General features: G+C 59.9%; 15 protein-coding genes. 8 read left to right on the forward strand and 7 right to left on the reverse strand.

The features are described 5' to 3' along the window. Window position 1 precedes the first annotated feature (1 nt). The 4 genes from HNR46_RS13145 to HNR46_RS13160 all read right to left on the reverse strand — a co-directional run bounded on the left by HNR46_RS13145 (window position 2) and on the right by HNR46_RS13160 (window position 6,725). Window positions 2–1,183, reverse strand: a complete 1,182-nt coding sequence (locus HNR46_RS13145) for a substrate-binding domain-containing protein (RefSeq protein ID WP_184019545.1) — start codon at window positions 1,181–1,183, stop codon at window positions 2–4. Between the two features lie 63 nt (window positions 1,184–1,246). Further along, window positions 1,247–2,383, reverse strand: a complete 1,137-nt coding sequence (gene meaB / locus HNR46_RS13150; protein WP_184019547.1) for a methylmalonyl Co-A mutase-associated GTPase MeaB — start codon at window positions 2,381–2,383, stop codon at window positions 1,247–1,249. 4 nt (window positions 2,384–2,387) lie between these two features. Then, on the reverse strand, window positions 2,388–4,553 hold the full coding sequence (gene scpA / locus HNR46_RS13155; protein WP_184019549.1) for a methylmalonyl-CoA mutase: 2,166 nt from the start codon (window positions 4,551–4,553) through the stop codon (window positions 2,388–2,390). 15 nt (window positions 4,554–4,568) lie between these two features. Next, on the reverse strand, window positions 4,569–6,725 hold the full coding sequence (locus HNR46_RS13160; RefSeq protein ID WP_184019551.1) for a methylmalonyl-CoA mutase family protein: 2,157 nt from the start codon (window positions 6,723–6,725) through the stop codon (window positions 4,569–4,571). Window positions 6,726–7,195: 470 nt separating this feature from the next. Between HNR46_RS13160 and mce the strand changes: the two genes are divergently transcribed. The 6 genes from mce to HNR46_RS13190 all read left to right on the forward strand — a co-directional run bounded on the left by mce (window position 7,196) and on the right by HNR46_RS13190 (window position 13,068). Further along, complete coding sequence (mce, locus tag HNR46_RS13165) at window positions 7,196–7,603, forward strand: methylmalonyl-CoA epimerase (RefSeq protein ID WP_184019553.1); 408 nt, start codon at window positions 7,196–7,198, stop codon at window positions 7,601–7,603. 20 nt (window positions 7,604–7,623) lie between these two features. Continuing rightward, complete coding sequence (locus HNR46_RS13170) at window positions 7,624–9,177, forward strand: acyl-CoA carboxylase subunit beta (RefSeq protein ID WP_184019555.1); 1,554 nt, start codon at window positions 7,624–7,626, stop codon at window positions 9,175–9,177. A 6-nt stretch (window positions 9,178–9,183) separates the two neighbouring features. Then, window positions 9,184–9,546, forward strand: a complete 363-nt coding sequence (locus HNR46_RS13175; RefSeq protein WP_184019557.1) for an OadG family transporter subunit — start codon at window positions 9,184–9,186, stop codon at window positions 9,544–9,546. A 39-nt stretch (window positions 9,547–9,585) separates the two neighbouring features. Next, window positions 9,586–9,975, forward strand: a complete 390-nt coding sequence (locus tag HNR46_RS13180) for a biotin/lipoyl-containing protein (protein WP_184019559.1) — start codon at window positions 9,586–9,588, stop codon at window positions 9,973–9,975. A 103-nt stretch (window positions 9,976–10,078) separates the two neighbouring features. Next, window positions 10,079–11,542, forward strand: a complete 1,464-nt coding sequence (locus tag HNR46_RS13185) for a sodium ion-translocating decarboxylase subunit beta (RefSeq protein ID WP_184019737.1) — start codon at window positions 10,079–10,081, stop codon at window positions 11,540–11,542. A gap of 32 nt (window positions 11,543–11,574) precedes the next feature. Then, complete coding sequence (locus HNR46_RS13190; RefSeq protein WP_184019561.1) at window positions 11,575–13,068, forward strand: butyryl-CoA:acetate CoA transferase; 1,494 nt, start codon at window positions 11,575–11,577, stop codon at window positions 13,066–13,068. Window positions 13,069–13,304: 236 nt separating this feature from the next. Here the strand turns inward: HNR46_RS13190 and HNR46_RS13195 are convergent, their stop codons facing one another. From HNR46_RS13195 to HNR46_RS13205, 3 genes are all read right to left on the reverse strand, one after another. Continuing rightward, entirely contained in the window at window positions 13,305–13,694 is a 390-nt protein-coding gene (locus tag HNR46_RS13195; protein WP_184019563.1) for a hypothetical protein, read from the reverse strand. Window positions 13,695–13,769: 75 nt separating this feature from the next. Further along, window positions 13,770–14,471: a hypothetical protein gene (locus tag HNR46_RS13200; protein WP_184019565.1), complete on the reverse strand. Its 702-nt coding sequence runs from the start codon at window positions 14,469–14,471 to the stop codon at window positions 13,770–13,772. Between the two features lie 156 nt (window positions 14,472–14,627). Then, on the reverse strand, window positions 14,628–15,257 hold the full coding sequence (locus tag HNR46_RS13205) for a flagellar basal body-associated FliL family protein (protein ID WP_184019567.1): 630 nt from the start codon (window positions 15,255–15,257) through the stop codon (window positions 14,628–14,630). Window positions 15,258–15,483: 226 nt separating this feature from the next. On the opposite strand from HNR46_RS13205, the gene HNR46_RS13210 reads away from it, so the two are divergent. Next, complete coding sequence (locus HNR46_RS13210; protein ID WP_184019569.1) at window positions 15,484–21,084, forward strand: hypothetical protein; 5,601 nt, start codon at window positions 15,484–15,486, stop codon at window positions 21,082–21,084. A gap of 19 nt (window positions 21,085–21,103) precedes the next feature. Continuing rightward, window positions 21,104–24,493 carry a fibronectin type III domain-containing protein gene (locus HNR46_RS13215; RefSeq protein WP_184019571.1) on the forward strand — a complete coding sequence of 1,130 codons (3,390 nt, stop codon included), beginning with the start codon at window positions 21,104–21,106 and terminating at the stop codon, window positions 24,491–24,493. The last annotated feature ends 10 nt before the right edge of the window (window positions 24,494–24,503 follow it).

Below are 24,503 nucleotides of genomic sequence, written 5' to 3' on the forward strand. Positions count from 1 at the left end.
CCTAATTCTCTGCTGTCGAGAGCTTTCCAGCTTGCGCCAGCTCACGCCATCGACCCGGTGTCGTCTGATGGACGCGAGAAAAAGCTTCGCACAGCTTCTTGGCCGAGCCGAATCCGCTCTCCATCGCGATCGCCTCGAGCTTGTAATCCGTATCCCGTAGCAATCGACAAGCGGCATCCAAGCGGACACGGATGATTTCCTCTTTGGGCCCATGCCCAACGCAACGCTTGAATTCATCGCGGAACACCCGTTCGGACATGCCAGCCATCCTCGCCAGGCTGGATAGACGCAGAGGCTCCGAATAGTGCCGACGGATAAACAAAACGCTGCGCCGCAAATGGCTGTCAGGCGTCGAATAGGTGGCCGTCGAAGCGCGTTGCTTCACACCAGCAGGAGCCACCAATTCGCAATGCCTCGGGAGCCGCTGGCCATCCATCGCGGTCTGCAGCATCTGCGCAGCCCGCTTCCCCATATAATGTTTGTCAAAATCAACCGAAGACAACGCCACCCGAGCAAGGTTCACTTCCACCTTGCGGTCTTCACACCCGAGAATGGCCACATCCTCCGGAACTCGCAGACCCAACATGTCGCAAGCTTCCAACAAATCCAACGAACGACGATCATCACAGGTCATGATCGCCACGGGCTTCCGCAGCAACTTCAGCTGCTGGGCCAACAAGGGCAATCGCACGTTCTTGGCTGGCGAGCCTCCGGTCGCGGAACTCACTTCCAGGCGGTCCGATGACAAACCGGATGCCGCGAGCTCCCGCTCGAAGGCATCGCGAATCAATCGCGAATCCGGTCCCGGCTGGAGACTGTAAAAGGCATGCTGAACCCGGCCAAGATTCATCAGGTGACGAGCCCCCGTGCGCCCCACCAGCTCAAGATCCGGCTGCACGAACGGCAGATTCATCTCCGGATGCGGAATGCCAAGGTGAACCGTCGGTGTGCCCTTCCAGGCCTTCAGCCAATCCTTCACGCGGTCACTGTAGCAGGTCACCAACAACCCGTCGGCCTCACTCTCAGTGGGAAATGCCCCGTGAAAGCGCATGTTCGAAATCAATTCCCAGTTCGCCTTCCGCGCAAAGTCGGCAATCCCCAACAGCATTTCTTCCTCATGAAAATCCGTCACGTAAAGCACGCGCCGCCGGGGAGATGGCTCTGGTGAGAAGGCGAGGTTCATGACTTTCAGCTACCCAATCAGCATAAATCGTACCGCGACCCGAGTCCAGCTCCCGGTACCAAACTAGGGTAGTCCCCCGTATCCCGATTCCTCACGATTCCTCGTGGCTCCGGGGTCCACAAGCGATTGCACGGCCTCCGTCACGGACACCCGGCCTCCCGCGACGGCCGTTTCCAGTCTGGGTAACTCTTCCGCAACTGCCGATTCATAGAACTGGGCCAGCACCGCATCCTTCAGCAGAGAATGGAACCATTGCACATTCTGCTCTCGGCGCCGACTTTCCCACATCTCTTTCTCTTTGAGGACCTCACGAAAATTCCCAATCAACTCCCAAACTGCGGCCACCCCAGTCCCATCGAGGGCCGAGCAAGCAAGGGCCTGAGGCACCCAACCTGGAGTAAAGGGGCTCAGATAATGAAGGACTCGCGCATACTCACCGCGCGCAATTTCCGCTCGAATCTGATTCTCCCCATCCGCCTTATTCACCAGGATGGCATCCGCCATCTCGATCACGCCTTTTTTGATTCCCTGAAGCTCGTCCCCCGCACCGGCAATCTGCAGCAGCAGGAAAAAGTCCACCATCGTTCGCACGGCCACCTCGCTCTGACCCACCCCCACCGTTTCCACCAAAATCACATCGTACCCCGCCGCCTCGCACAGGAGCAAGGTCTCACGCGTCCGCGCAGCCACGCCACCCAAGGTACCCCCCGCTGGTGACGGGCGGATGAAGGCTCCGGGATGCCGGGAAAGATCCTCCATGCGGGTCTTATCCCCCAAAACACTTCCCCCGCTCACCGCACTCGTCGGATCCACCGCCAGCACTGCCACGCGGTGCCCCGCCTCACACAAATCGAGACCAAATCGCTCGATGAACGTGCTTTTGCCAGCCCCAGGGACTCCCGTGATGCCGATCCGAATGGAATTCCCCGTCCATGGCAGACAGTCCCTGAGGATTTCCGCCGCCACTTTTCGGTGAGCCGCAGCACGACTCTCAATCAAAGTGATCGCCCGCGCCAGCAACGTTCGGTTTCCCGCCCGCACTCCTTCTACAGCCTCCGCCGCCGATAAGGGAGGGCGACGGCGACGGGCCGCTCCCGTCACCGCTGTCCCCCCGCGGACACCCGGACGGACTTCACTGGCAAACACGCCATGGTGATCGTCCTCCGGTGCCCACTCCGGTCGTTTGGACTCCGAGTTCACGGCTTCAAGCGAGCAACAGCTCAAGCATCCGCTTGGCCGACTCCGGAATCACCGTGCCCGGCCCAAAGATCGCACTCGCACCGTGTTGCAGCAGGAAATCGTAGTCCTGCGCGGGAATCACGCCGCCACACACCACCATGATGTCATCGCGACCGAGCTTCGCCAACTCCGCCACCAATTCGGGAAGCAGCGTCTTGTGCCCTGCCGCCAGCGAACTCATTGCGACCACGTGGACGTCGTTCTCCACCGCCTGCCGGGCTGTTTCTTCGGGCGTCTGGAATAGCGGACCGATATCCACATCGAATCCCAAATCGGCATAGGCCGTGGCCACCACCTTCGCGCCGCGGTCGTGGCCGTCCTGCCCCATCTTGGCAATGAGGATCCGGGGGCGGCGACCTTCTTCCTGCTCGAACTTCTCGATCAGCTCTTTGACGGTATTCATCGTAGGATCGGTTCCAAATTCCTTCGCATACACCCCCGAAATGGAGCGAATGCGTGCCTTGTAGCGGCCGAAGACTTTCTCCATCGCATCGGAAATCTCACCCAGCGTGGCCCGCGCTTGGGCAGCCGTGACCGCCAATTCGAGCAGGTTCCCCTCTCCAGACTCAGCACAACGGGTGATCGCCTCCAACGCTTGGCGGCAGGCATCGGCATCTCGAGTGTTTCGAATCTGCTCAAGGCGACGGATCTGGGACTCACGCACCGCCGAATTGTCGATATCGAGAATATCCAGCGGCTCTTCCTTTTCGAGGCGGTATTTGTTGAGTCCAACGATCGTCTCCTTGCCGCTGTCGATCCGCGCTTGGCGACGAGCAGCCGCCTCCTCGATCCGCAACTTCGGGATCCCCTCCTCAATGGCCTTGGTCATGCCCCCGAGCTTTTCCACCTCCTCAATGTGAGCCCACGCCTTGTCCATCAACTCACGAGTCAGCGACTCGACATAATAGCTCCCGCCCCAAGGATCGATCACCTTGCAAATGCCGGTTTCTTCCTGGAGAAACAACTGCGTATTGCGAGCAATGCGCGCCGAGAAATCCGTCGGCAAGGCGATCGCCTCGTCCAGCGCATTGGTATGCAGCGATTGCGTGTGACCACACGCCGCTGCCATCGCTTCGATGGCCGTCCGCACCACGTTGTTGAACGGATCTTGCTCCGTCAACGACCACCCCGAAGTTTGGGAGTGCGTGCGCAGGGCCAGCGATTTCGAACTCTTCGGATGGAATCCCTTCACAATGCGAGCCCAAAGCGCACGGGCAGCACGCATCTTGGCAATCTCCATGAAATAGTTCTTTCCGATCGCCCAGAAGAACGAAAGCCGCGGCGCAAAGGCATCAATATCCAACCCGGCATTCACTCCGGTCCGAAGATATTCCAAGCCGTCCGCCAAGGTGTAGCCCATTTCAAGATCGGCTGTCGCTCCCGCTTCTTGCATGTGGTAGCCCGAAATCGAAATCGAATTGAACTTCGGCATCTTCTGGGAGGTATAGGCGAAAATATCCCCGATGATCCGCATCGATGGTGTCGGAGGATAGATGTAAGTGTTGCGCACCATGAACTCCTTCAAGATGTCGTTCTGGATCGTTCCACTCAGCTGATCGAGCGTGCAGCCCTGCTCAAGCGCAGCGACGATATAAAACGCCAGCACTGGGATCACCGCACCGTTCATCGTCATCGAAACCGACACCCGATCGAGCGGGATCGAATCGAACAGGACTTTCATGTCCTCCACCGAATCGATGGCGACTCCTGCCTTCCCGACATCTCCCACCACCCGTGGGTGATCGCTGTCATATCCACGGTGAGTGGCTAGGTCGAACGCCACCGACAAACCTTGTTGCCCAGCAGCGATGTTCCGGCGGTAGAAGGCATTCGACTCCTCTGCTGTGGAGAAGCCCGCGTATTGGCGAACCGTCCACGGACGAAACACATACATCGTCGCGTACGGCCCACGCAAAAACGGCGGCAAACCGGCAGAGTAATCCAAGTGGGTCATCCCTTCATAATCCGCCACCGTGTAGAGAGGCTTCACCGGGATGCGTTCCATCGTCTCCGTCACCCATTGTTCCGGCGTGCGGCCGGTAGCATCGGTGACGGCAGCGGACCAGCGGGCCGCTTCGCTGCCAGGCAGCGCGGGCTTGTACGGAAGCGTAGAAAAATCAACGGGATTCATGGTAAAAGGGCTGGATCAGCCATGGAGGACTCCGAGCTTCACGAGGTAACGACGATTCACCTCGTAGTTGTTGGATTTGACAAAAATGTAGTCATCGAGACCGGCTTCGCGATAGGCCGCTTCATGATCGCCGGGGAAACCGGCAAGGAGAACTTGCACACCCGGATCCGCAGCTTTGATCCGAGTCGTCACATCGGGCACCAAGCTGGGGTAGTCCTCATCGTGGCCACAGATCACCACCAGGCGAGCTCCCGAAGCCAGGGCGCGGGAGGCGATCTCCGCCGCATCCGACGAACCTTCAGCATAGGCGCATTCGAATCCGCCAGTGGCAAAAAACGAGCGCGTGAAATCCGCCCGCGCCTTGTGGCGCCTTAGCACACCGCAAGTCGCCAAATGGATCGCAGGAAGGCTTCCCGTTGCCACCTTGAATGCATCCGCTGCCTGGCGGAGTTCCTCGTAAGTGCGCGCCAGGCGCGTCGAGGTCAATGGTGCCACCACTGGGCCTTCCGCCACCCCTGCTCGCAACGCACGCGTGATCTCCCCGATGGTAGCCCCTGCCTTCACGGCGGCCACCATGGACGGCAGCAATGAGAGCTCGGCCCCATCCAACAAATGGGACAGGCGAGCCATCACATCCAGATCGGTTTCCGGATCCGCTCCCGTCCGGAATTCGGCCAACTCCTGAGCGCGCTTTTCCCGCAAGGTGGCGAAATCACAGCCCCGGGCGGCCAGGGGTTTCTCTCCGATATCGGGATACTGATTCGTCCCCACCAGCGACGCCCGCCGCTGGGCGAGCAGCTTCTCTCTCCCTCCATGAACTTTCGCGACCTCCACTTGCAATGTGCCCCCTTCAAGTGCGCACAGCAGCCCCCCTTGCTTCTCAATTTTCTGGAACTCCTCCCATGCCTTTTGGGCCACCTGATCGGTCAACCATTCCACAAACCACGACCCTCCCGCAGGATCCACGACCGCCGGTATCTCACATTCCTCCTGCAGAATGACCTGAGTGTTGCGTGCGATCCGCCGAGAAAAATCATCGGGAACCCGCAGGCACTCATCAAAGGCACCCACACACAAGCTATCCACCCCTCCAAGCACTCCGGACAAAGCTTCTGTGGTCGTACGCAGCAGATTCACATAAGGATCATGCCGCGTCTTATTATAGATCCCGGTCCGTCCATGAATGCGCGCCTTGCCCGACGACTCTGCCCCGCCGAGCGCCGCCACCACACGGGCCCAAAGAGGTCGGAACGCGCGGAACTTCGCAAGCTCCATGAAGAAGTTCCCTCCGATGGAGAATGTGAAGGAAATCTGGGATGCCGCCTCATCCACCGACAGGCCTCGATCCACCAGAGCTTTTACATAGGCAAGCCCAGTCGCCAAGGCAATCCCCAGCTCCTGAGTGGCACTCGCTCCCGCTCCGTGAGCTGCCATCGTGCTCACTCCCACTGAGGTGAATCCAGGCATCGCCCCCAGATGGTGGCGGGCCAATGCCGCCATTTCATCGTAGATCTGCCCGAGCGATCCGGGCAACGATCCGGAGGCAGACAGCATGCCCAAGGGGTCCATGTTCAGGGCACCTCGCACGTTGGCACGGTCCACTCCCCGCTCTTCCAGCCACGCTTCAAACAAGGCCATGACGGGCAACCCCCCACAACCGGGCTGAAAATGAAAAGACACGGCATCCGGCAGTACCTGGGAAAAAGCTTTCCGAATGTCCGCGAGTGAAGCCAGTGAGAGTCCACAGGCTCCCACCTCTCCAGCAGGAGCGGAGTCCGGATCGCGACCGTTCACCGTCGCAATATCCAGCAAAACATTCACGCAGTTCTGCCCGCGTGCCAGATCCATCAGCAGCGCCCGGTTGAACTCCGTCGGATCACCATAGGGCAACTCCTGCGCGATCTCCCAAGGCTGCAATCGATATCCCTCCGCATGATGCCCACGCAGGCCACCATCGAGACCCGGCAAAGTCGCAGCCCCTGGCAGCCCCTCCAACACTTCACGCCGGTAAATGGGTTGCAACGTGATGCCTTCCGCCGTCGGCGTCAGCATCACTTTATCAAACGGCGCCCCTTTCAAGAGGGCTTCCGCGGCGGATCTCCACTCCGTTTCGCTGACCGGAGGAAACTCAACGGGAGCAGGCGGAGCAACAGGCGTTTCAGTGGAACTCATGGCAGGACTGGAAATGGGAGTTCGGGGAGAGGAAGCGAGGGCATCGACCCTCTGACTCGTCAGCCACCATCCGGGCGGCACGGGGAAATCTATCTCTCATCCGTCCCATTTCCTCATCCCGTCCCATCCCAAAAGCCGCGCAAGAAATGCCGTCGCACCGCTTCGATCCGCCGAATCCCTGGCTGCAGGCAGCTTGCGTTCCACCCGCAGGATTTGCGTGAATTATGAGAATCGTCGTAGCTCCCGGGCCGCCATCGCAGCAAATGCGAGGCTTATCCGAGTTTAGGCGCAGGGACGGGACTTGGCCCGGATCAAGGTCTCGGCAAGCGTGGTGACGTGAACCTCCTGAGGAAGGGAACCACCATGGGTGGCGCGGAGCCCGCAAGGGCCGACCGGGGTGAGGGTGGCACGGCAACCGACGCCGGCTTCCGGATGGAGATGTTCTTATCAACCATCGACTGATTCGATCCATGATCCAGCAAATCGACCACCTCGGCATCGCCGTCCGCAACCTGGACGAAGCCTGCCAATACTATGAGGACTCCCTCGGCCTGCACTGCCACGGCCGCGAGGAAGTCGAGTCCCAGAAAGTCCGCACCGCCTTCTTTGACTGTGGCGGCGTTCATCTCGAACTGCTCGAGCCGACCTCCGAAGAAAGCCCGATTGCCAAGTTCCTCGAGAAAAATGGTGAGGGCATCCACCACATCGCTTTCCGCACAGACGACATCGCCGGCCAGCTCGGCCAGGCCGCCCAAAGTGGCATCCGTTTGATCCACGAAGTCCCCTTCGAAGGCGCCGCCAACAAACTCGTCGCCTTCCTTCATCCAAAGTCCACCCACGGCGTGCTCACCGAGTTCTGCATGTCGAAACCTTCCTGACACCCCCACCCATCACGACCATGGCCATCGATCCAAAACTACTGGAAGACCTCGAAAATCGCCGCCAAAAGGCACGCGAAGCCGGAGGCCTGGACAAACTCGCCAAGCGCAAAGAGAAGGGCATGCTCGCAGCCCGCGAGCGCCTCGAAACCCTTTTCGACCCGGGCACCTTCCAAGAATTCGGCATGCACGCCCAGCACGGCTGCTCCGCGTTCGGCATGGAAACCAAACAACTGCCCTATGATGGCGTGGTCTGTGGGACCGGCTTTGTCGAAGGACGCGCCGTCGCCGCCTACAGCCAAGACTTCACCGTCAGCGGCGGCTCCCTCGGGCGCATCCATGCGCGCAAAATCTGCCAACTCATGGACTACGCGCACGACGTCGGCATCCCCGTGGTGGCAGTCAATGACTCCGGCGGAGCGCGCATTCAAGAGGGCGTCGACTCCCTTTCTGGCTACGGCAAGGTCTTCTTCAAAAACGTGTTCCTTTCCGGCGTCGTTCCCCAGATCGCCATCATCGCCGGACCCTGCGCCGGGGGTGCCGCGTATTCCCCAGCCCTGATGGACTTCCTCATCATGACCGAGAAGAACGCCAACATGTTCATCTGCGGTCCGGGCGTCATCAAAGCCGCCACCGGGGAAAACGCCGAACTCGCCCAGTTCGCCTCCGCCGCAGCCCATGCCACGGTCAGCGGCAACATCCACCTCGTGGCCAGTGACGACACTCACGCCATGGCCCTCGCATCGCGGCTTCTTTCCTACCTGCCCGCGAACAACGTGGCCGATCCCCCCCACGACCTCGACCAACCCATCAACACCACGCCGGACCTCGGCATGAACGAGCTGGTGCCGGACAACCCGAAAGCCCCGCTCGACGTGCAGTTGGTCATCGATCGATTGGTCGACCCCGACAGCTTCATGGAAATCATGCCCGACTTTGCGAAGAACCTCGTCGTCGGCTTTGCCCGAATCTGTGGCGTCGTGGTCGGCATCGTCGCGAACCAGCCCGCCGTCCGCGCCGGAACCCTCGACATCGACTCCTCCGACAAAGGCGCGCGCTTCATCCGCACCTGCAACATCTTCAACATTCCCATCGTCAACCTCGTCGATACCCCTGGCTTCATGCCGGGTCTTGCCCAGGAACGCGGCGGAATCATCCGCCACGGAGCCAAGATGCTCTTCGCCTACGCGGCGGCCACCGTCCCCAAGATCACCTTGATCATGCGCAAAGCCTATGGGGGGGCCTACCTCGCCATGTGTTCCGCGGACCTCGGGGCGGACCTCGTCCTCGCCTGGCCCACTGCGGAGATCGCCGTCATGGGCGCGGAAGGCGCAACTCGGATCCTCTTCGGCAAAGAAATCGAAGCCTCCGAGGACCCCGCCGCACTTACTGCCCAACTCATCGAACAATACCGCGACGAGTTTGCATCCCCGTATCAAGCCGCCGCACGCGCCATGATCACCGATGTGATCACCCCTGCCGGTTCGCGCACCCGCATCGCCCTCGCCCTGCGAGCCACCTTGTCCAAGCGCGATACCCGCCCACCCAAAAAACACGGAAACATCCCACTCTAAGATCCCATGATCCCGATCCTCGCGAATCTTCCGACCCACCCCACGATCAATCAGTCCCTCGAGTTCCTCCTCGTCGGACAGGTGCTCGTCCTCTTCGTCCTCGGCGTGCTGATGCTTTTCATCACGCTCAACGGACTCGCCTTCAGTCGTGCGCCCAAGCCCAAACCGGCGGTGGCCCCTACGGCCTCCGCCCCCCTGGCGGCGCCCGTTCCCGTCACGGGCAACGAAGCCATCCCGGCAGTCATCGCCGCCGCAGTCCACATCGCCCTCGAAGGGCAACCCCATCAGATCGTCTACATGGCCCCGAGTCGGGACGGATGGGCCCACGAAGGCCGCCGCCAGATCTTCTCGTCCCACCGTGTTCGCTAATCCACTTTATCTAACATTTTTCACTCTACCCCTGATTCCATGAAACATCTCCGCATCACCGTCGACGGCAAGAGCTACGACGTTCAAGTTGAGCTTCTCGGCGAAGAATCCACCGCTGTTCAACCCCTCATCGGCACACCGGTGCGCGCCGCCAGCGTGGCCGCACCTGCAGCCGCGCCCGCGCCCACCGCCCCGGTCGCCACCCCGTCTGGCGACGGCGGTGCCCTGCTCAGTCCGCTTTCCGCCGTGGTGGTCTCAGTCGAAGTCGCCGTTGGCCAAACAGTCACCGCCGGTCAACCCGTCCTCACCCTTGAGGCCATGAAAATGAACACCGTCGTCAGTGCCACTCAGGCCGGCACCGTGAAATCCATCGCCGTCAAAGCCGGCGACGCCGTCGACGAAGGCCAGGAGCTCCTCGTCATCGCCTGAAGTCCTCATCCTTTCACCTCAACCACCCACTCCCATGCTCGAACAACTCCAGCAACTCGTCCACCTCACGGGATTCGGAGGCCTTGAATGGCGCATGATCGTGATGTGGGGCGTGGTCCTCATCTTGCTCTGGCTCGCCGTCTACAAAGGCTTCGAACCCCTGCTGTTGATCCCCATCGCCTTCGGCGCCCTGCTCGCCAACCTCCCGACCGAAAACCTGATTGAGAAACCCGCCGGTCCTGTCCGCAGCCCGGCCACCGGCTCCATCGTCGCCTCCATGGTTCAACCTGGTGAGGTGGTGACCATCGAACGCGTTCCTCACGAACGACCCGATCACCTCATTCGACTCAAACCCGACGAAATCGAGGCCTTGTTCCAGGCCGAATCCGCCCGCTACCAAGCTGGAGAAGGCGCCCTCCTCTTCGTCATTCGGCCCGAAACTCCGACGCCCACCGACGACTCCAACCCGGCCGCGACATCCACCCCGGTCCGTGTTCCTTTCGCAGGGGGGCAGATTGAGGTGACGCGCGATGATTTCCTCGTCTGGTCGCCCTCTTCCGGCCGCGTCGTGGATGCTCCGGCACCTCTCGGGACCACCGTCATCGAAGGCCAAACCCTCACCGAACTGTCCAGCCACCATACTGGTGGATTCTTCCACTGGATTTCCCTTGGCGTGGTCTTGGAGATTTTCCCGCCCATCATCTTCCTGGGCGTCGGCGCTCTCACGGACTTCGGCCCCCTCATCGCCAACCCACGCATGCTCCTCCTCGGTGCTGCCGCCCAATTGGGCGTCTTCGTCACCTTCCTCGGCGCCATCGCTCTGGGATTCACCGCGAAGCAAGCCGCCTCGATCGGCATCATCGGTGGTGCCGACGGTCCTACCTCGATCTTCCTCTCCAACGCACTGGCTCCCGAGCTGATGGCTCCCATCGCAGTGGCTGCCTATAGCTACATGGCGCTCGTCCCTGTGATCCAGCCGCCCATCATGCGCGCCCTCACCAATGAAGCGGAACGCAAGATTCGCATGAAGAGTCTGCGCAAAGTCAGCCGCCTAGAGAAGCTCATCTTCGCCCTGGCCGTCACTGTCCTCTGCATCCTGCTCGTTCCGCCCGTCGCTCCGCTGATCGCCATGCTCATGCTTGGCAACTTCCTGCGCGAATGCGGTGTCACCGAACGACTGACCAAGGCCGCTCAGAACGAAATCATCAACATCATCACCATCTTCCTCGGCACCAGCGTCGGCATCACCATGCAAGGTGACCGATTCCTCCGCCTGGAAACCATGATGATCATCGTACTCGGCGTCATCGCCTTCGGCTTCTCCACCGCAGGTGGCGTCCTGATGGCCAAACTCATGAATGTTTTCAGCAAAAACAAGATCAACCCGCTCATCGGTTCTGCAGGAGTTTCCGCTGTGCCGATGGCGGCTCGCGTCAGCCACACCGAAGGCCTCAAGGCGGATCCTCACAACTACCTCCTCATGCACGCCATGGGACCCAACGTCGCCGGGGTTATCGGAACCGCCCTCGCCGCCGGCTACTTCCTCGCCCTCCTGGGTGGCCACTAAAACTCCCGTCGAAATCGAACCCTCCACGAGCCATGACTCATCCTTTCAAGCCCAGAAACTTCCCGGAACTGAGTCCCGGTGAAGCCGCCGCATATGTCCAAAACGGCATGACCATCGGATTCAGCGGATTCACCCCCGCCGGGGCGGCCAAGGCCATCCCAAAAGCCATTGCCGCTCGCGCTCGCGAGGAACATGCGGCCGGAAGGGAATTCAAAATTGGCGTCGTCACCGGCGCCTCCACGGGCGACTCGCTCGATGGAGAACTTGCCCGTGCCGACGCCATTTCCTGGCGCACCCCCTATCAATCGAACGGTGCCCTCCGCAAATCCATCAACGAAGGCCGAACTCACTTCTTCGACATGCACCTCTCGGTGCTGCCGCAGAACATCCGCTACGGCTTTCTCGGAAAATTCCACCTCGCCGTCGTGGAGGCCTGCGACGTCACCGCCGATGGTCAAATTGTTCTCACCACCTCGGTCGGAGCCGCTCCCACTTTCTGCCAGGAAGCCGACAAAATCCTCATCGAACTCAACGAGTTCCACCCGGTCGGTCTGCGGGGCATCCACGACATCTATGAACCCTACGATCCCCCCATCCGCCTGCCCATTCCGATGACCACGGCTCACGACCGCATTGGCAGTCGCTCCGTGCGCGTCGATCCCAGCAAGATCATCGGGATCGTCCGAACCAATCTGCCCGACGAGGTCGCCGAGTTCAAAGAGCCCGACGCCACCACCCTGCAAATTGGCGAGAACGTCGCCACCTTCCTCGCCGCGGAACTCCGCGCCGGACGCATTCCGAAACAATTTCTCCCCATCCAGTCCGGCGTCGGCAACATCGCCAACGCCGTTCTCGGGGCCATGGGAAGCCACCCGGAGATCCCTCCATTTCAGCTCTTCTCGGAAGTCGTGCAAGACTCCGTCATCGGCCTCATGGAGAAGGGAGATATCACCTTCGCCAGCGGCACCTCCCTCACCCTCAGCCCGCCGGTCCTGTCCCAAGTGTATGCCAACCTGGATTACTTCAAGGATCGCATCGTCCTTCGTCCTCAGGAGATTTCCAACAATCCGGAAATCGTCCGCCGCCTCGGGATCATCTCCATCAACACCGCCATCGAGATCGATATTTTCGGCAACGTGAACTCGACCCACCTCATGGGCAACGACCTCATGAACGGCATCGGTGGCTCCGGGGATTTCACCCGGAATGCCTTCATCTCGATCTTCACCTGCCCGTCCATCGCCAAGGGTGGCGACATCAGCACCATTGTCCCGCTCGTCAGTCACATGGACCACAGCGAACACAGCGTCCAGGTTGTCATCACCGAGCAAGGCATCGCCGACCTTCGTGGCAAGGACCCCACCGAACGGGCCGAGGAAATCATCGCTCACTGCGTCCATCCCGACTATCGCGATGAACTCGATGCTTACCTCCACGGAGTCATCGCCGGCCACACTCCTCAGAGCCTCCAGATGGCCTTCGAATTCCATCAACGCTTCCTTGCCACCGGCACCATGCGGCGCTGATTGCTTCCCGCTTGAAACGGGAAGGGCCCCAAACCTCTCCAGAGGGGAAGAGAAAGGTTGGGGCCATTTGGGGGGGCGGGCGCTGGTGATTGGGGGGCGTCGCCAGCGTCGGGGGACTTCCTGAAGACGAACGAAGCTTTGCCCATTTCCCGAAAGTCGCCAATCCCCTCGATTGGGTGCCGCCGCGCCTCCCATCGGTAGCCCCAGCGAGGCGCTACCTCTTTTCCCATCCCGGCTTAGTTGGGCGACTCGCCCAAACTTGGAGGATGGAAAGAAGCTCCGAGCTGGGCGCGGCGCTCCATATCGCGGCAATGATCCAGGATCCGGTTGGCGTATCCCAGGAGATCGCTCCGGGTCTCGACGTCCCTCGAGAGCATCCACGTCTCGATCAGCATCTCGTGGATATGGCGAGCCATCCGCATTTTTTCCTCAAAGTCCCCACTGCCGATCAACTTCTCCAGGCCAATCGACTCAAAAACAATCTGTTGGCATAGACTCCAGCACTTCGGTTTGTGTCCCTCCGGCAAGGCTCGGCAGAGCCTCCGGCAAGCACAGCTGGTCGGCGGGGCGCCGGTTTCCCCGTTCAAATACATCACCACTTCCTGGTAGATATGCCTGTAAATCATGGGAACTCCGCATTTTTCCAAAATTCCTTCGGAATGTCAAAAGACTTCAAATGCGAATCCCAAAAAATCCGACCCTCAGTCGTCCGAATATCGGGCGAGCTCCAGTTCTTCGAAGGCCTTATCGTAGTCCTTGCCCGTCTGGACCTTCAAGAAAGCCAACTCGTTGCCCGTCACCAATGAACTCGGCACGGACCGGGTCGAAAACCAGGTCGTCCCCGGACCGTCGTGGAGCACCACCACGTATCCCGCATAGCGAGCTCCAAACTTCGAATACCCACGGTTGTCGTAGGCCGCCGAAATCTTTCCGACTTTGAACTCTTGAGTCTTTCCCGGTGGAATCTCCGGAATCTCAAAAGTGATGGTCTTGAAAATATGCATCGCGGATCGGTCCACGACCGGGCGACCATAGAACACCACCGTCATCTTGCAGGCACAGGTGTTCATCGAGTTGTGCGGATTGGATAATGCCACCACTGGGTCCAGATTCACCCGCTTATCATCAAAATCGTCTCCCGACTTGGTTCCATTGCTCTTTCCCGTATTGACCTCAATGCCAAAGGTTTTGATCAACCCTCCACCCCGTGCCTGCCATTCCTGAAGGCGCACCACGGATTCTTGATCCAGCCGGTTCATGGGGATGGTGAAGGTCTTCCGATCGGATACTCGGGTGACTTCAACATTCACTCCATCACAGGCCTCCACCTGAACCTCAATCGTCGTCCCGCTCTTGTCCGTCAGCATCAAAGGATCGGCCGCCTTCACTCCGGACATCATCATCAGAAGAAAACAAGCCGCGCCTACCGCTGGTCGCATTCCACTGCATCGGCCGAAGCCATCAAGCCCTAGGAGGAATCGATTCATTCGAACGTTCATCGTGTTTCTGAAATTCGATATTTCGCCAAAATACTCAACTTTCGAGGCAACTCCCATGCCTTACTCTTTCAACTGAATACAAATCTCCCCGGAGCGAACTTGCATCGATTCAACCCCCGCGAGGCCTCGCCTTTCTCCAGAAGGACCCTGCCCGATCGATTCACCCACCAAGTCTCGCCCCTTCCATCCGGCCAACCAGTCATTGGGAAGGGAGATCCCCCATACCGTCACATCATCGATCACGAAATGAGGTCCAGACTCATCTTGAGTGATCAGAAACCGTGCCCGCGCCTTGAGACGCTTGCCACCCACCAGAGGCAGATCGGGATCGAGATCGGTTTCCAACCGGGCATGCACCGCGTCCTTCACGAGCTCGAACTTCAGCTTGTCTCCCAAAGAAGTATTTTGATGGAGCAGCCCATTCAACTCCTTCTCGGTAAGCACAATTTCCCGAACGCCCTTCTCATAGGTCGGGTCGACCCGTCCAGCGGCAGGAACCTCCCCCCCCTGGATGGCTTCGATCTTCTCCTCGACCTGTTGGCGTTCGGTCGCCGACAAGTTCACCGGTTGAATCGGGCGGTTGGACCACCACCAGATCGCTGCTCCAGCAATCCCGACAACCAACAAGGTGATGAGCCCGATCAGCAAGCAGGAGCCTTTCTTTTTGGGTGGGAGAGTTTCTTCGGACATAGGCCGTCTTTCTAACACTCAACTCGCTCAACGCAAAACAAAGATCCATCGATGGAAAATCCTTCCCCCATTGGAACGCCAAACGAGGGATCTCCTCCCTGCCCCCCTGCTCCCCGATTCCGGGGATGGTTTGCCAATACCTCGTTCACAATCCGGTCACATTCTCCTTTGAACTTGATCCCCCCGCGATCACGGGGCCTGAATGCGAGGACCAACCTCAGGGTCCATGGAAAAGCGCACCACCTTCCTTCGGTCGGCCGCCGTCGCCGGTCTTCTCTGCCTGGTATCTCCCGCCTCGGCCACGATCAGTAGCGGCTTCGCTGGAATCGTTCCCGGGGATGACTATGCCTCCCCCGAGCCGGTATTCTCCGTGCTCGATGCCGATGAGGCGAAGGCCGATCCCACGCAATGGTATCGCCACGGAGTCACCGCGACGGCACGTCTGAATTTTTCCTCCAATAGCTTCAGCAGCGAATCCGGTACGTTCCGCGTCGCGGCGACCCTCTACGACGAGACGGGCTCAGAGGTCGCAGTGACCGACGTATTCAACGGCGGAGGCAAAGCCAAGGAAGTCTTCTCTCTCCCTCAGACCTTCAGCGTCAATCTCTTCACTTCCCGCACCCTCGACTTCATCCTATCAGCGGACCCCGTCGCCACTCTTGAGTTGGGAAAACGCTACCATTTCGAATGCGCGCTGCAGCGCCAGGTCGGAGGCATCTGGACCACGGTCGCCACCACCGGCAGCCCTCTGACCGAAAACCTTCCGGCATTTCATTTCACCAACACGGATCCTCAGGACAAAGCCTTCAACATCCTCACCGCCCTGACCGATCTTCAATGGACCCGGTCGTCCCTCATCGCCACCGATCCCGACAAAGACACCTTCCAAGCCGTCGCCACCCTCGCTTTGGGCCGCTACGACGACTTCGAAGCAGCGCCCGCCTTGGATGTCACCCAGATCCGAGCCGACTTCGATCTCCATGAGGCCGGTGGCGGGCCCGAGATTCCTCTCGCCGACGATGGCATCGTCACCCTCAACAACAAACAACTCACTCATGCGGAGATCGGCGGACGTCCTGTGGCGCACTTGATTGGCAACCGCCAGATCACCGCTTCCTTGATCCCTTTAGTTCAGCTCGAATCGCGCTCCAAGACCTATGAACTGACCGTCCACATCGAGCACCTTGAGGCGAATGCAAGCTACGCCCCCGACGAGTCGCAGACACTCCCCGCCGAGCGGTTGCTCCATTTCAACGGAGAACTCCAGTTCGGATCTTTGACGACCCACATGATCGACGTCGCCAACGATCCGGGGGTCTCCAGTCTCGATCCCGGCGGTGTCATGACCGGGATCCAATTGTCTCCCTTGGGTGGAGAAATCCCGGATCGTCCCGACTTGGGATTCGGCTCCGGTGTGGCTCTCTCGGCCCTCCTCAAGGACTCCGGTCTCGCCGTGGTGCAATCCGGCAGTGAGGAAATCGTCCGCGTCGATGGTGCCGGCCCGGTCCTCGATGAACTTGGACATCTGCAAGTCGAGTTCGGCACCCCACAAGTCACCCCTTCCGGTCCTCAAGTCAGCTCAGCCCTCTTGCATTTCCCCCAGGGCCTCGGAGTCGTCACGGACGTATCCATCGACCCCTACCACGCCGAAAACCATTGGCTCTTTTCCACCGGCCTCAGCCTGAACCATCAAATCCAGCTCGCCTCTCCCCTCTACGCCGCCCTTGGCGCCAATGCCCGGATGTTCGACGAGAGCCACCCCCTTCGTTTCACCGTATCGGAATTCTCCGTCGATCTTTCCGGCACCATCGATTTCGTTGCCTCAGCTTGTGAACACATGGCGCAGGCGGCCTACACGGCTTTGGCCAATTTGCCCGCCGCCCAACTCGATGATCCCGTCGCCATGCGCGAACGCTTCAGCAACGATGGCTTCCTCCGCTTCACCAGCCTCTCGAGCGGGAGCACCATCACCGTCACCGGATCTGCCCATGACGGCTCGGCTCGCACTACGGCCCTCATCGATACCCTTCCGGGGAAACTCGCAGCCCACTTCCCCCTGGGCGCCCTGCTCAGTTGGAGCGGCCAGGATGCCATCGAAATCAACGAAGGTCGCATCACCTACGGCAGTCTGAGCAACCCCGATCCAGTCGACCTCGAATATGACCTCGCCTGTGGTGACGACCCCTGCACCGCAGGTGCCGCCAGCCTCACCACGCTCTCCCTTACCCCGTATGACGGTCGGCTCGCCCTTTCACCCAGTGGAGGTGTGACTGCGACTGGGGATGCCGGATCGACCCGTTTGAGTTGGGGCTGGAAAGGCGATGGCCTCGGCAACCTCACCGACTACACCCACCGCACCAACGACTTTACCACCGCTCGCTTCTACATGCCGGGCTATCACCTGACGTCCGACCAGAACCCCTTGCGTGACTTGGCACCCTATCAGGCGACCTCAGATTTCCTCGCCCCGGGAATCTTGCTCCTCGAAGGCTACGACAACGAAAACCATCCCGGTGAACTCGTGCGACCGGAAACACCCGACTACCGCACGGGCTTCGGCGACTACGCCGGCCTCACCTACACAGTCGAAAACAGCGGCCATCAGGGCGCCAGCAAGATCGCGGGAAATACCTCCGACTACGCCTACGATCTCCTTCCGACGGCATCGAAATACTATGCTCGCTTCAGCGGAATCAGCGGCCGCCACGTCGCCACGGACGGAACTTTCGATCCTTCCATGTCCCTTTACGGCTTCGATTTTGCAGTGGCTCAGTTCCAGCTCACCTTTCTCTCCAGTGAAAACGTCGATTCCTGGTTCGACGGTTTGTTGGTCGTTCCCCCACCCGCCGATTTCACTCAGCAATTTCAGGGGCTCATGCTCACCTGCACCGGCGATATCACCGGCGATATGGGGATCGACCCCGCGGACAAAGGGGAGAAGTCGCTACGCGATTGGAACTCGGTCTTCCAACCCAAAGCGTTTGCCTTCGAACCAGTCTCCGACCCGGGTCCGGGAAAATGCTACCCTGATCGCACACTCATCGTAGGCGCCACCACCGAGGTTGCCCACATCCCCGGACTCCTCGCCGGTCAATTGGAGTTTCTCCCTACCGGAGAACTGGGCACGGCAGTCACGGGCAACCCCGCCTACAATTCTCGCCTCGGCATCCCTTCGTCCATCCGCATCGATGGGCCTGACGACAAACAATACACCCTTCACGCCTCCACCCAGCTCTACTTCACCGACCCACTGGCGGCACCGGATGGCATCGGCCAGGCCGCCTTCGCAGGGCTCCTCGATGTTCCCTATTTCGAAGACCTGAAGGTGCACTTCCTCAGCAGTGCTCAGCCGAATCCCAATGCTCCGATCTACCTTTGTGGCGGCTGGAGCGACGGTCCCCATACCTTTTTCAATCATGAAGGCTTCGATGAAACCCATCGCGGGTTTCCTCCTTCACTCGACAAATCCGAATACCTCAATCCCGACGAGAACACCTCGAATGCCTTTCTCGTTCACGCCGAGCAATCTCTCTTCGGTGTGATCCCCCTCGACTACCCTCTGCGTTGGAGCCCGGTCGGCCGCTACTTCCGGACCATGAAGCCGGACAAGCGGGACCTGTTCATTCTCCGCGATGCCTACAACCAAGTGGACTTTCTCGGTCCCGAAGACGCAGAAATCAGCTTCGGAGCCCAATATGAAGGGCTCCCACAAATCAGCCTCGCCAACATGGCCTTCGACCTTGTCGACGAACAACTCGGCGCTGCCCGTGCCCTCACCGACGCCGCCACGGGGGCAGTCACCGGAGCGCTCAACGATGGCATCGACGACCTTTCGAATCTCGTCAGCGACAACCTTGATGCCGTCCTCGCCGAGGCCCTGGACGGTGTCGAACTCGACGTCCTCCTCCCCCTCCATGCCCGCCTTTCAGCCAGCTACCAAAATGCCAAGGACGCGGGCTTGAGCTTCAACCAATGGCGAACTCTCCCGGCGGACAGCGCCAATGCCATCATCAACGAAGCCTTTGCCACTAGCGGTGGTGCGGTGACTTCCGTCCGCGACCGACTCAGCGCCCTGAGGGACGCCAATCAAGACATCACCAGCATGCTCAATCGAGTCGATCAGGCCTTGGTGCGTGCCATCCTCGCCATCGATTCCGTCTCAGGGCAGGTCAAAATCTACCAGGGTGAACCCGCCATCGATCCGCCTGAAGTCGACGACCTTCTTCCTGGGCTTCTGTATCAGAATGGAGGTGAATATGAGATTCTTCGCAATCTCGTGGGTTACCTGATGCGAGATCTTCTGGGCCCCGAGATCGGTCCCGCCCTGCAACCATTGGTCAATGCCATCCTCAGTGGAGCGGACGAGGAAATCAGCGCCCTACTCGATGAAGTTCGACCCGCGCTCGACCGCATCGGTGAGACCCTCGGACAAATCCGTGACGTCCTCGCCGAGATGCGTGGGCGACTCTCCGACGGAGCCGAGATCTTCAACCAGTTCAACGAAATCATCGATGAAGCGCTGATGCCCTTCGATGAAATCGCATCAATGATGGCCTCACTCGAATCCGCCGCCCATGCATGGGTTCAGGATCAGGCCATCGCCGCGGGACTCGATCTCGACCTCCCCCTCAATCTCTATTCCTTCTCCATCTTCGCGGAGTTCTCTCCGGAGGATCTCGCTCTCCAGCTTCGCCTGGAGCTGCGCGATGCCCTCCTCGCTAGCGACTTCATGCGCCAGATCCAATATGCCCTGCGCCAGCAGGTCTACGATCTGGAGCTGGCCATGCGCTCTGCGGTCGATTCCGTCTTTGAAGAAATCAACCGCGTCATCAAGGATCTCATCAAAGAATCCCTCGGGCCCCTCGACGATGCGATCAATGGGCTCGTAGGGAGCATCAACGAGTTCACGGGGGCTGGAGGCATCGACGGCTATGCCCATGTTCAAGGCGATTCTCTCAAGCGCCTGCGCATCGACGCGCATTGGCAGATGAAGATTCCCGACGACTTGGAGTTCCATGCATATGTCGAAATCCTTTGCTACGATTCCGGTGACGACTTCGCACCATCGGCGTGCCTCGCACCGGGAGAAAAAGCCATGGAAGTTCGCATCGGCGTCGAAGACGTTGGACTGGGGTGGATCAGTCCCGAATTGAGAGCCAGCATCGGCTTGAAGTTCGCCATGAATACCACTGGTTCGGTTTACCCCAAAGGGATCGCCGGCTATTTTGTCATGACCGGCCAACTCAATTTCCAAAGCTTTCAGCTACAGGAATTGAATGCGACCGTGGGCTTCACCATCGATCCCAACCTCGAAGACGGCGTCGATGGTCGCGAAGCCTACCTCGGTGCTTCGATCCGCATGGGCATCAGTGGCTATGAGGCCGCTGGAGCCTTCTTCATCGGCCGGACCTGCACTCTTGAGCCCCTGTTGCTCATCGACAAAGACGTCGCCGAACTCCTTGGCTCTCCCCCCTTCACCGGGGGCTACGTCTACGGCGAAGTTTGGGTGCCCGTTTCCGAAGTCGTCCTTGGGATACCCGCCTCTTGTTTCTTCAACATTTCTGCCGGAGTCGGCGCCGGAGCCTTCTACTTCGTCGAAGGCCCCACCTTTGGCGGGAAAATGCTCCTCGGCGTCAGTGGCGAAGCCCTTTGCGTGGTTTCCATCAAAGGCGAGGTGCGACTCGTTGGCCTGATGCAAGGCGGCGAGTTGCGCATGCGAGGCAAAGGATCGCTCACGGGCAAAGCCGGCTGGTGTCCCTTCTGCCTGAAGTTCAAGAAAACCGCTACGGTCACCTACCAAGGTGGCTCGTGGGATGTCGACCTTTGATGCCCAACCCTTTTTCTCGATGAAATTCCTCAGACGTTTGCTCATCGCCACCGCCCTCGTGGCAACGGCCCTCGCGCAGAATACCGATAAGCTGGTCGTCACCTCCGGCACCTCCTACGAAAGGGAGGGGCGAACCCATGCCTACATCACCTGGCAGCCGGGAGATATTACGACCACCCTTGGCATGCGCTTCGGCATTTACCGCAAAGACGGTGGAATCGCTTCAGCCAACCCCTACCAAAGGGCCGGGATTACCGTGCTTCAAGGGAACCCAGAAACCGTTCGTGCCCTCCTCGAACTCGGCGCCAAAGTTGACTTCAACGCACCCGCTTTGATTCAGCGAATCACCGGCATCTATCGTGACACCGTCACCGGCAGTGAGCTCAACAATGGTCCGGACGAACCTCTCGGGGCAGCATCCAAACTCTCCTACCTGATCTCCGCTGCGACCGAAGATCCTCCTTTGCTCAATCAGCTTCTCCTGCTGGGTCGCGCCCACCCCGGTGTCATGCTTGCACTGGGTCACGCCTTCGTCATCCCAATGCCTGAAGCAACGACCCAGACCTTTGAGGTCCGCGAACTCAACTCCGCCGATCAGGATGTGCGAGTCATTGGGCGAGTCGAGCTCGATCCTACGGCGCCGGTCTTCCCCCCTCCTCCGGGCCCTCCCGTCCAGGTTCTGCACGAACTCACTCAGGGAACCTACGTCCACAGCGCCAAGGACCACCTCAATGCCCGCCTACGCTGGGGGCAGGATGCCGATCTACGCCGGGCCATGCCCGCCACTTTTGGCTTCGATCTCTTCCGCGTCAGTGAGGACTTCGCCACGACTCTCGGTTGGGATGCCACGCCTCCCAGCCGCGACGAACTCCTCGATTTGTGGATAGGGGGATCGCCTCCTCCCACGGCGGACCTTGCCCGGGTCAACACACTGCCCATCATGATCGATCCGCCCCTCACCCTCGCGGAAGCCGCGGATCCTACCGACCGGGAAAACTTCTATTGTGCGGACGACAATGGCCTCGCCCAAGGGGGGCAGCCATTTGAAGACGGAGCGACGTTCTACTACTTCGTCGCCGCTCGTGACCTATGCGGCCGACCGGGTCATCTTTCTCCAGGAACTCGGGTCGTGATGTGCGATCGACAGCCCCCACTTCCGCCACAAATCCTATCGGTCGAGAACGTTTTTGACGGCGTCGCCAGCGCCTCCGACTGGGACACCCTGAATGGCCAACAGCACTTGAAAGTTCGCATCCGCCAGCTCGATAACGCCAATTCCGAAGAAGCTGCCTCTCGCTATCACGTTTATCGTTGGGCTCACGCCCGCGAACCCCTCCGCGACGGTGCCGACCCCATGAGTCATCACGTCGGCGTCGTTGATCATATGCCAGATCAGGAATTCGTCGATTTCCACGACATCGGCTCCGGCGCACCGTCACTACCGGATGACGCCTCCATCACCTACTGGTATACAGTTCGCGCCGAGGACAACACTTCCTGCGTTGAGAAAAACTACAGTGCTCACAGTAGCCCGGTTTACGGTGTGCTGCGCGACCGTGCAGGACCCGGTGCACCGACCGGAACCGTCGAGGTATGCCGCTACCGCGCGGCACTGGAGCCTCTTGGTCCGCAGAGAGTGCGCTTCGCAGACTACGGCATCGACGATCCACGCGAAGTTTTTGGAGTCCGCGTGGCTCGCGACTCACCAGCGGTGAAAGGTGCCAGGGTCGAACTTCGGACGGCCGATGGCTCCGCTTTGGAAACCCGCATGCTGGTCTTTTCGGACGAGGACTTCGTGGACTCCCTTTTCGAGCGCCCAGAAAAAAGCGGACTTAGCCTCTGCGTTCAGGTCGTCACCTCGACCGGCATCTGGAGCAATTTCGTTTGCTCGAGCATTCAGGGTGAGACCATCAAAGAAGCCTTCAACCTCTATGCCTTCGCCACCTTCACCCGCCGCGACTGCAAAGACAGCCGTCCCGGCGGGGTCGACATCGAGGACCACGATGCCGTCCTGATCGACGGCACCATCCAAGGAGTTTCTGGCACGATCACCCTACCTCCAACCACCGCTGAGTGGCGGGTCTATCGTCGAGTCGACCTCTCCGGTCCCCTCACCCTTATCGCCAAGGCGGAAGGTGACAGCCTTCCTTCGCCGGCCCCCTGGATCGATGAAGCGCTCCCTGCCGAGGCCGATGCGATCGTCTGCTATTACTTCCAGGCATTCGATGAGCACAACAATCCCAGCCCGCTGGTCAGGGTCGCATGCGTTCGACTGAAGCGCGACCATCTTCCCCAACCGATGCTTGCCGAAGTCGCCCTCCAAACCGGAACCGTGGGCGAAGCGCAGGCGAAATTGACCTGGTTTTGTGATCCCGTGGGCGTCCAGCGCTTCGAGCTCTTCGTCGCCTCGGAGACCAGCAATGATCCGGGCATCGAAGGGCAGGCCATTTCTGGACCCCTCGGGGGACCTGAGGCCACCTTGGTCCTCGACGGGGAATTCGACGGCCGTGCGGTTGCCGTTCACCAAACCCGCCAGGTTGGTTCTCCAAGCTTTCTCCCGGGACCCGAATTCACCACGGTGGTGAACATCCCCACCGGCCAGAAGCTATTCTTCGCATTAAGAGCCGTTGGAGATGGCGCCTTTGGAGCGCGTTCCGCTGGAGACCTCAGCAACCAAGTGGAGACCACTTGGATCACCCCCGACGACGAGCCCCAACCCGTCATCCCATGGCCCGCCCGTCCATTGCCCTCGGTTCAAAAAACGGGGATCGATATCCTCGACTATACCGAAGGTGAGGGCCCATACCTCGCCACCCGATTGCCATCTCTTCTGGAGGCGGCCGGAGGGATCGTGATGGGGGCCTACAAACGTGCCTACGAATTCGATTCGAAGGGCAGTGTCGGCTACATGGACCTCGATCCGCCACCGCTCGAAAAGCTCTTCCGATTCCGAGCTCAAGGGGGTCCTAGTACCAGCGACCTGCGGCCTCTCGCTCCTTTTGTTGTCTACCGCTATCAGGTTCCCAACTCGACCTTTCCCGAGGCCGTCCCGAACTTGGTCCAGGTCTCGCCCCGCATCGATCGCATGGCCTACCTTACCGGAAATGTCGGCGGCCAGAACATCGCGACCGTCCGCGATCCCTTTTTCCGATACCCTTCGCTGCGAAGCAGCAGCGTTCCCATCGCCGTCGCCGGCAAATATGGCCCGAACGAACAACCCGTGGTGATGCCCGCCGAAAGTGCGAGCAACGTTCTGCCTCCCTACCTTGAGAACCGTGAAGGCCTCATCGTCTGGGTCGATCCCATGCCTTACATCCGAGACGCCAGCTATCGATACCTGATCGTCTGCTTTGATCCCGATCATGGAGAAATCTCCCGTGTGATTCCCACCAACATCGTGAACCCCTGACCGACGCTCC

Origin of the sequence: Haloferula luteola (assembly GCF_014201715.1) — a bacterium.
Taxonomy (GTDB): domain Bacteria; phylum Verrucomicrobiota; class Verrucomicrobiia; order Verrucomicrobiales; family Akkermansiaceae; genus Haloferula; species Haloferula luteola.

What these genes read in the sequence shown, in the direction of transcription:
- HNR46_RS13210 (WP_184019569.1), top strand. Translation starts at nt 15,484, where the DNA reads ATGGAAAAGCGCACCACCTTCCTTCGGTCGGCCGCCGTCGCCGGTCTT.
- HNR46_RS13195 (WP_184019563.1), bottom strand. Translation starts at nt 13,694, where the DNA reads ATGATTTACAGGCATATCTACCAGGAAGTGGTGATGTATTTGAACGGG.
- HNR46_RS13205 (WP_184019567.1), bottom strand. Translation starts at nt 15,257, where the DNA reads ATGTCCGAAGAAACTCTCCCACCCAAAAAGAAAGGCTCCTGCTTGCTG.
- HNR46_RS13185 (WP_184019737.1), top strand. Translation starts at nt 10,079, where the DNA reads ATGTGGGGCGTGGTCCTCATCTTGCTCTGGCTCGCCGTCTACAAAGGC.
- HNR46_RS13200 (WP_184019565.1), bottom strand. Translation starts at nt 14,471, where the DNA reads ATGATGATGTCCGGAGTGAAGGCGGCCGATCCTTTGATGCTGACGGAC.
- scpA (WP_184019549.1), bottom strand. Translation starts at nt 4,553, where the DNA reads ATGAATCCCGTTGATTTTTCTACGCTTCCGTACAAGCCCGCGCTGCCT.
- HNR46_RS13170 (WP_184019555.1), top strand. Translation starts at nt 7,624, where the DNA reads ATGGCCATCGATCCAAAACTACTGGAAGACCTCGAAAATCGCCGCCAA.
- HNR46_RS13145 (WP_184019545.1), bottom strand. Translation starts at nt 1,183, where the DNA reads ATGAACCTCGCCTTCTCACCAGAGCCATCTCCCCGGCGGCGCGTGCTT.
- HNR46_RS13180 (WP_184019559.1), top strand. Translation starts at nt 9,586, where the DNA reads ATGAAACATCTCCGCATCACCGTCGACGGCAAGAGCTACGACGTTCAA.
- HNR46_RS13175 (WP_184019557.1), top strand. Translation starts at nt 9,184, where the DNA reads ATGATCCCGATCCTCGCGAATCTTCCGACCCACCCCACGATCAATCAG.
- HNR46_RS13190 (WP_184019561.1), top strand. Translation starts at nt 11,575, where the DNA reads ATGACTCATCCTTTCAAGCCCAGAAACTTCCCGGAACTGAGTCCCGGT.
- HNR46_RS13160 (WP_184019551.1), bottom strand. Translation starts at nt 6,725, where the DNA reads ATGAGTTCCACTGAAACGCCTGTTGCTCCGCCTGCTCCCGTTGAGTTT.
- mce (WP_184019553.1), top strand. Translation starts at nt 7,196, where the DNA reads ATGATCCAGCAAATCGACCACCTCGGCATCGCCGTCCGCAACCTGGAC.
- HNR46_RS13215 (WP_184019571.1), top strand. Translation starts at nt 21,104, where the DNA reads ATGAAATTCCTCAGACGTTTGCTCATCGCCACCGCCCTCGTGGCAACG.